The sequence below is a fragment of the Mesorhizobium sp. genome (genome assembly GCF_017306585.1).
In the GTDB taxonomy this organism is placed as follows: Bacteria; Pseudomonadota; Alphaproteobacteria; order Rhizobiales; family Rhizobiaceae; genus Mesorhizobium.
Genome location: NZ_JAFKIC010000079.1, coordinates 1 through 5,706, shown reverse-complemented (window position 1 = coordinate 5,706; position 5,706 = coordinate 1). Strand labels below are relative to the sequence as shown.

Here is a 5,706-nt window from a genome sequence, read left to right as displayed (position 1 = left end):
CGGATCGAGCCCGTCGGCCTCGATCGCGCGCTGATGACGGGCGCCCTGCTGGCGCACGATCTCCACCTTCTCGGGGAAATTGGCGAGCGCCGCGGTGATGGCGCCATTGACCTTGCTGAACGCCTTGCCGGTGATCGCCTCGCCGTGGCGCGTCGCCACGACATAGGCCCGCGTGTTGCGCCCGAGCGTGTCCTCGTCGTCGCAGATGGCTTCCGCCCATGCGGTGTCGAAGCGCATCACGAAGCGCTCGATCATCGCCTGGGCGAGCGCGTCCTTGCTGCCGAAATGATAGAGCGTCGTGCCCTTGCTGACGCCGGCCTGCGCGGCCACGGCGTCGAAAGTTAGGCTGCTTACGCCATCCTTCTCCACCACCACTTCGGCCGCGTCGAGGATGCGGTCCCGCGTGCTTCGCTTGGGCTTGTCATTTTTCATGTTGCGTTTTTCCTGACTGGCCGGTACATGGTTTTTGTACTGACCAGTCAGTTCAATGTCAACGCATAATCAATGTCAACGCATAATTCGAGAGGCAGCCGCGCCATGAGCTACAAGAAGTCCCCGCGCCCGACATTCACCGAAGCGACGGAGATTCCCTACCAGAGCGTGACGCGCTTCCTGTGGGGCGACGAGGTCACCGGCTTCGTCGACGACTACATCTATGCCTCGACCGACAAGATCCATCAGCTGGTGTTCGGTCTGCCGCCGCATGGCGCCTTCCGGCACTCGAAGGACCGCCCCACCGTGTTCGGCGCCGACGAGGTTCTCTACGTGCTGAACGGCACCTATGGCTCGGCCAATCCGGAAACCGGTGAAGTGCACGTCGCCAGGAAGGGCGAGGCTATCTTCTTTCGCAAGGACACATGGCATCACGGCTTCAGCCTCTCCGACGAGCCGCTGCAGGTCCTGGAGTATTTCGCGCCGCCGCCCTCCACCGGCACGTCGAATCCCTACGCGAAGTCGCGGCCCTATGTCGAAAACTCGATCTACCAGCGCAAGGAATTGATCGGCCAATGGCCGATGGCCTCGGCCCAGGCGCAGGAAAAGGCGACCATGCGCGTCATCCGCGAGGCCGACCTCTTGTGGGAACTCGACGGCGCCGACCAGGGCGTCTTGACCGGACTGTTCGCCTCGACCGACCAGCTCACCGTCGGTCGCACCACCGTCATGCCCGGCCGCCCATCGCTGCCGCAGAAACATGGCGGTGACGAATGCCTCTATGTCACGTCGGGCGTGCTGCGCGTCCATGTGCCCGAGAATGAGGGCCGCACCTGGTTCGAACTCCACCCAGGCGACGGCTTCTTCACGCCGGCGGGAACCACGCACCAGTACTGGAACATGGGCGGCGAGCCGGCCGTGTTCGTCTTCGGTGTCGCCCCTCACTATCTGGAGCAGCAGTGAAACCGGTGAGTTCCTCCCAGGACATTGCGATCGGCGTCGATATCGGTGGCAGCAAGACCGCCATCGGCATCGTCGACCGGCGCAATGGCGCTGTCCTCCACAGCACGCTCATCCCGACCCCGCCGCGCGGCAGGACGGGCGCGGCGTTTCTGGAGGATATCGCCGGCGCCGCGATGCGGATGACGGAGAGCTTCGGCAGATCGGGCCCGCTGGGCATCGGCATTTGCGAGCTGATCGACCGCGACGGCGAGATCGCCAGCAGCCATCGCATCGACATAACCCGGCAGCAGATCCGCGAGGCGTTCCATGGTTTCGGCGATGTCGCGGTCGATTCCGACATTCGCGCCGCGGCCAGCGCCGAGGCGCTTTTCGGCCATGGCCGGGGGCGCGGCCACTGGATCTATGTCAACGCCGGAACCGGCATCGCCAGCATGCTGATGAACGGCGCCGAATGCTATGTCGGCGCGCATGGCTGGGTCTACAGTCTCGGCATGAGCCCGGTCGATCTCAGCCTGCCGGAAATGGCGGGCTCCACGCTGGTCGAGGAGGTCAGCGGCGGCTCCGGCCTTGTCGCGCTGGCGCGGCGCAGGGGCCTGGAAGTCGCGGCCGTGCATGAATTGACGGCAGCGGCCGGATCGGGCTCGCAGGATGCCATCGCGGTGCTGGCCACCGGCGGTCGCGTCCTGGGCTCGGCCCTCGCTTTGCTCGTCAACACGCTCGATCCCGAAGCGCTGGTCATCGGCGGAGGCGTCGTCGCGGATCCCGGGCCCTACTGGAACAGTCTGGTTGCCGCCGTCAGGCAGCATGTCTGGCACCAGCCGGCCAAGGGCGTTCCGGTGCTGCGCTCCGCGCTGTCCAACCGGGCCGGACTGATCGGCGCCGCGTTGGCGCCGAGACCTCCCTTTGCGGCTTCCTCAGCCTCCGCCGCCGCGCGTTCGTGACCGCCGAGGCTAATTCCGGCCGACCTTGTCGAGAAAGAGCCGCAGCTCGGCCGGGTCCATGTGCACGATATGCCTGTCCTCGGGATAGGCGCCGCTGTTGACGTCGGCGACATATTCGGAGAATGCCGCCACCCGCTCGGCCTGAAGCCGGTCATATTCGGCGGCGAAGTTGCGATAGACCTTGGAATGGCGCGGCATGTGGCCGCGATTGCTGCCCAGAATATCCTCGGCGAACAGATACTGCGCATCGCAGCCGGTGCCTGCCCCCATCGACAGCATGATCAGCGGCGTGCGCTCCGAAATCGCCTTGGCGACCTCGACCGGCACCACCTCGATCTCGGCGCCGATCGCGCCGGCCGCCTCGAGCTGTTTCACCGCAGTGAAAACCTGCATGGCGGTCTCGGCCGTCTTGCCGACAGCCTTGAAGCCACCGGTCCAGGTCGCGCGCGAGGGGATCAGGCCGACATGGCCGATGACGGGTATGGCGTCGTCCGCCATCCGCTTGATCGTGGCGTAGCCGGCGCTGCAATAGACCGCGTCGGCGCCCGCCTTGTAGAGCCGGAAGGCCCAGCGCAGAAAATCGTCCGCGGTGCCGATCTCGAAGAAGTTCTCACCCGGCATGGTGAACAGGCTGGGCGCGGCATCACGGTATTGCGGGTTGAGCACCAGTTCGGGCGGCACGGAGACAATGTCGACCCCTGCCCGCTCGGCGGCTTCGGCCTCGTCCAGCGTCAATACGCGCAGCATGGTCAGCTGGCGCTTGCCCTTCATGGCGCGCAGATCGGCGACGGTCGGTCTCTTTCGGCTCATCAGAAATCCCCTCATATTTGCTTGGCTGCGGCGGCACCGGAACGATTGATCGTGCCCCGCCTCAGATCTGGATCATCACCTTACCGGCCTCGACTTTCACCGGATAGGTCGCGAGATTGACGCAGACCGGCGCGCCCTTGGCCTGGCCGGTCTTGTAGTTGAAGCGGCCATTGTGCTTCGGGCATTCGATGATCTCGTCCATGACAAGCCCGTCGGCGAGATGCGTCTTCTCATGTGTGCAGTAGCCGTCCGTGGCGAAGAACTCGTCATCCGGCGAACGATAGATCGCAAAGGTCCGGCCGCCATGGTCGAAGCGGATGACATCCTCTTCCTCGACATCGCCCACCGCGCACGCTTCAACCCAATCGGCCACCTCGGTCTCCTCAGCTACTCGGCCGCCGCCGACATATCGAGCTCATGGAACTCGCCGCGATAAGGTCTCGCCGTCGGCGGCAATTCGCGCTTGAGATAGAAGTCCTCGTATTTCAGCTGCCTGAGCAGCACCGGCCAGACCTCGCGATAGGCATGCCACATCGATGGGTTCGGCTCGGGCAGATCATGCTTGATCAGTTCGTGCAGCCTGGGCAGCGCGTGATACGGCACCATCGGGAACATGTGATGCTCCACGTGATAGTTCATGTTCCAGTAGATGAACCGGCTGACCGGGTTCATGTAGACGGTGCGCGTGTTGAGCCGGTGATCGACGACATTGTCGGCGAGCCCGATATGCTGCAGCAGGCCTGTCGTCACCATGTGCCAGGTGCCGTAGAGGCGCGGCAGGCCGATCAGCACCAGCGGTATCCAGGAGCGCAGGACGATCGCGAGCGCGATCGTCGCGACATAGATCGCCACATGCCAACGGGCCGCCACGACAGCCTTGTTGAATTCCATCTCGGGAATGTAGCTCTTCTCGTCGTCCGACAGTCTGCCGAAGGCCTGGCGCACCAGCGTCGGCAGCGAATAGCGGAAGTCGAGGATGCCGGTGAAGGCAAGCGCGGCCTTCAGAAGATCCGGCGGCCGCATGACGGCGATCTCGGCGTCACGGCCGACGATGATGGTGTCGGTATGGTGGCGCGCATGGCTCCAGCGCCATTGCACCGGATTGCGCATCAGCATGAACGAGGCGATGTGGTAGACGACATCGTTCATCCAGCGCGTGCGGAAAGCCGTGCCGTGGCCGCATTCATGCCAGCGCGCGTCGCTCGACGAGCCGTAGAGCACGCCATAGACGAGCAGGAACGGCACCACCCACCACGTGCCCCAGAACCAGACGATGCCGGCGGCCGAGCCCAGGATCGCGGCGATCCAGATGATGGTGTCGCGGATCGCAGGACCATCGGAACGCTGCATCAGCTCCTTCATAGCCTTGCGCGGCACGTCGGTATGATACCACTCGGCCGAGGCGAGCCCGGTCTCGATCGCCCGTCGGGTGCTTTCGCCGACCAGGCTGTAGTCGCGTTTTCTTGCCATCGTCGTCACAGCGACCTCCAATCTCTATGCAGCGCTGGCAATCCGGTCCGCCGGCCGGAGGGCTTGCTGTGAAAATGCACCGCGCTCATGCCCTGCCCGTCAGTCTTGGGAAGTTGCCGGACGGCTGAGGATAATCCTGCGCGGGCTGGCAGGCGATGGCCGCGATCCTGCCTTCCGCCTCGGCGATCTCGACAGGACCGTCGAGCACACGAAATACCGCGTCGTAAGCCCGGCTTTCATCATGCTCCAGCCAGATCATCTCGCCGCGTTCGCGAGCAGCGAGATCGCCCAGCACATGATGGGTCGAAGGCTCGATGCCCAGCGCATACTGCCCGGCCTGGAAATTCTGCCATTGATAGGCGCAAGGCAGCTGGTCCTTGCGCGTAACCACTTCGAAGCCGAGACCAATCCGGTCGTTGACCACGGCCACCGGCACCTCGCCCGTGGCATTGGCGCCCATCTCGTGCTGCCAGACCGGTTCGCTGAAGCGCATCCTTGGCGCCGGCGCTGTGCGGTAGCCGACCTGCTGCGCCTCGTACCGCTCCCCGGCGTGGCCTGCCCATACCACATCGCGGATCGGCGCCAGATAGCGCGATCCCTCGTCGAGCAGGGGATGACTGACATTGACGTGGTAGAAATACATATGCGGCGTGCGGTTGAAACCGTGGTTGACGACACGGTCGGACAACCGGATCTCGTTGCCGCCGACATCGGCCTCGATGCGGCGCATGAGATGAAGGTCCTCGCCGAATACCGCCGATTGCTGGACGACGCCCTCGGCCCACAGCACGCAACGGTCGCCCTCCCAGCGCTCGCCATAGCCGGTCAGCCGCGCCGGAATGGTACCGACGCGGCCATGCAGCGAGTGCGTCACGGTCGCCTTGCCGGGGTAGTTGTAGTTTTCGGCCGGCACGGTTTCCCGGCCCAATATGTGGTCGAGCCCGCATGTCACGAGCAGGCCGGAAAAGGAGCGTGCCCAGGCCAGCCCCCCTTCCCCTTCATAGTCGTGCAGCGCCGGGTTGCGGAAGCCGCTCGGCGAATGCCAGCCGATCGCCTGGCCCTTGTAATCGCAATCGCCGATATCGAGCGC

7 protein-coding genes are annotated in these 5,706 nt (G+C 64.7%); 2 read left to right on the top strand and 5 right to left on the bottom strand.

Features of this window, described 5'->3' with window-relative positions:
* Positions 1-432, bottom strand: a 432-nt coding sequence (locus J0I79_RS02890) for a TetR/AcrR family transcriptional regulator (protein ID WP_292855221.1), incomplete at its 3' end; no start/stop codon positions are given.
* A gap of 105 nt (positions 433-537) precedes the next feature.
* Between J0I79_RS02890 and J0I79_RS02885 the strand changes: the two genes are divergently transcribed.
* Together J0I79_RS02885 and J0I79_RS02880 are read left to right on the top strand one after the other, a co-directional pair.
* Complete coding sequence (locus tag J0I79_RS02885; protein WP_292855220.1) at positions 538-1,395, top strand: cupin domain-containing protein; 858 nt, start codon at positions 538-540, stop codon at positions 1,393-1,395.
* Positions 1,392-2,336 (top strand): ROK family protein, encoded by a 945-nt coding sequence (locus J0I79_RS02880; RefSeq protein WP_292855219.1) that lies wholly within the window; start codon positions 1,392-1,394, stop codon positions 2,334-2,336. The genes J0I79_RS02885 and J0I79_RS02880 overlap by 4 nt, the downstream gene beginning before the upstream one ends.
* Before the next feature lie 9 nt (positions 2,337-2,345).
* On the opposite strand, the gene J0I79_RS02875 is transcribed toward J0I79_RS02880, so the two are convergent.
* The 4 genes from J0I79_RS02875 to J0I79_RS02860 all read right to left on the bottom strand — a co-directional run.
* The gene (locus J0I79_RS02875; protein ID WP_292855218.1) at positions 2,346-3,146 is read right to left on the bottom strand and encodes a 3-methyl-2-oxobutanoate hydroxymethyltransferase; all 801 of its coding nucleotides are present in this window, start codon (positions 3,144-3,146) and stop codon (positions 2,346-2,348) included.
* Positions 3,147-3,207: 61 nt separating this feature from the next.
* Positions 3,208-3,519, bottom strand: a complete 312-nt coding sequence (locus J0I79_RS02870) for a MocE family 2Fe-2S type ferredoxin (protein ID WP_292855217.1) — start codon at positions 3,517-3,519, stop codon at positions 3,208-3,210.
* A gap of 14 nt (positions 3,520-3,533) precedes the next feature.
* Entirely contained in the window at positions 3,534-4,616 is a 1,083-nt protein-coding gene (locus tag J0I79_RS02865) for a fatty acid desaturase family protein (RefSeq protein WP_292855216.1), read from the bottom strand.
* An 85-nt stretch (positions 4,617-4,701) separates the two neighbouring features.
* Positions 4,702-5,706: aldose 1-epimerase family protein (locus J0I79_RS02860; protein WP_292855215.1), on the bottom strand; the 1,005-nt coding region annotated here is incomplete at its 5' end.

Bases quoted from the DNA above. Each gene is read 5' to 3' on its own strand.
- J0I79_RS02865 (WP_292855216.1), bottom strand. From the start codon at position 4,616: ATGGCAAGAAAACGCGACTACAGCCTGGTCGGCGAAAGCACCCGACGG.
- J0I79_RS02885 (WP_292855220.1), top strand. From the start codon at position 538: ATGAGCTACAAGAAGTCCCCGCGCCCGACATTCACCGAAGCGACGGAG.
- J0I79_RS02875 (WP_292855218.1), bottom strand. From the start codon at position 3,146: ATGAGCCGAAAGAGACCGACCGTCGCCGATCTGCGCGCCATGAAGGGC.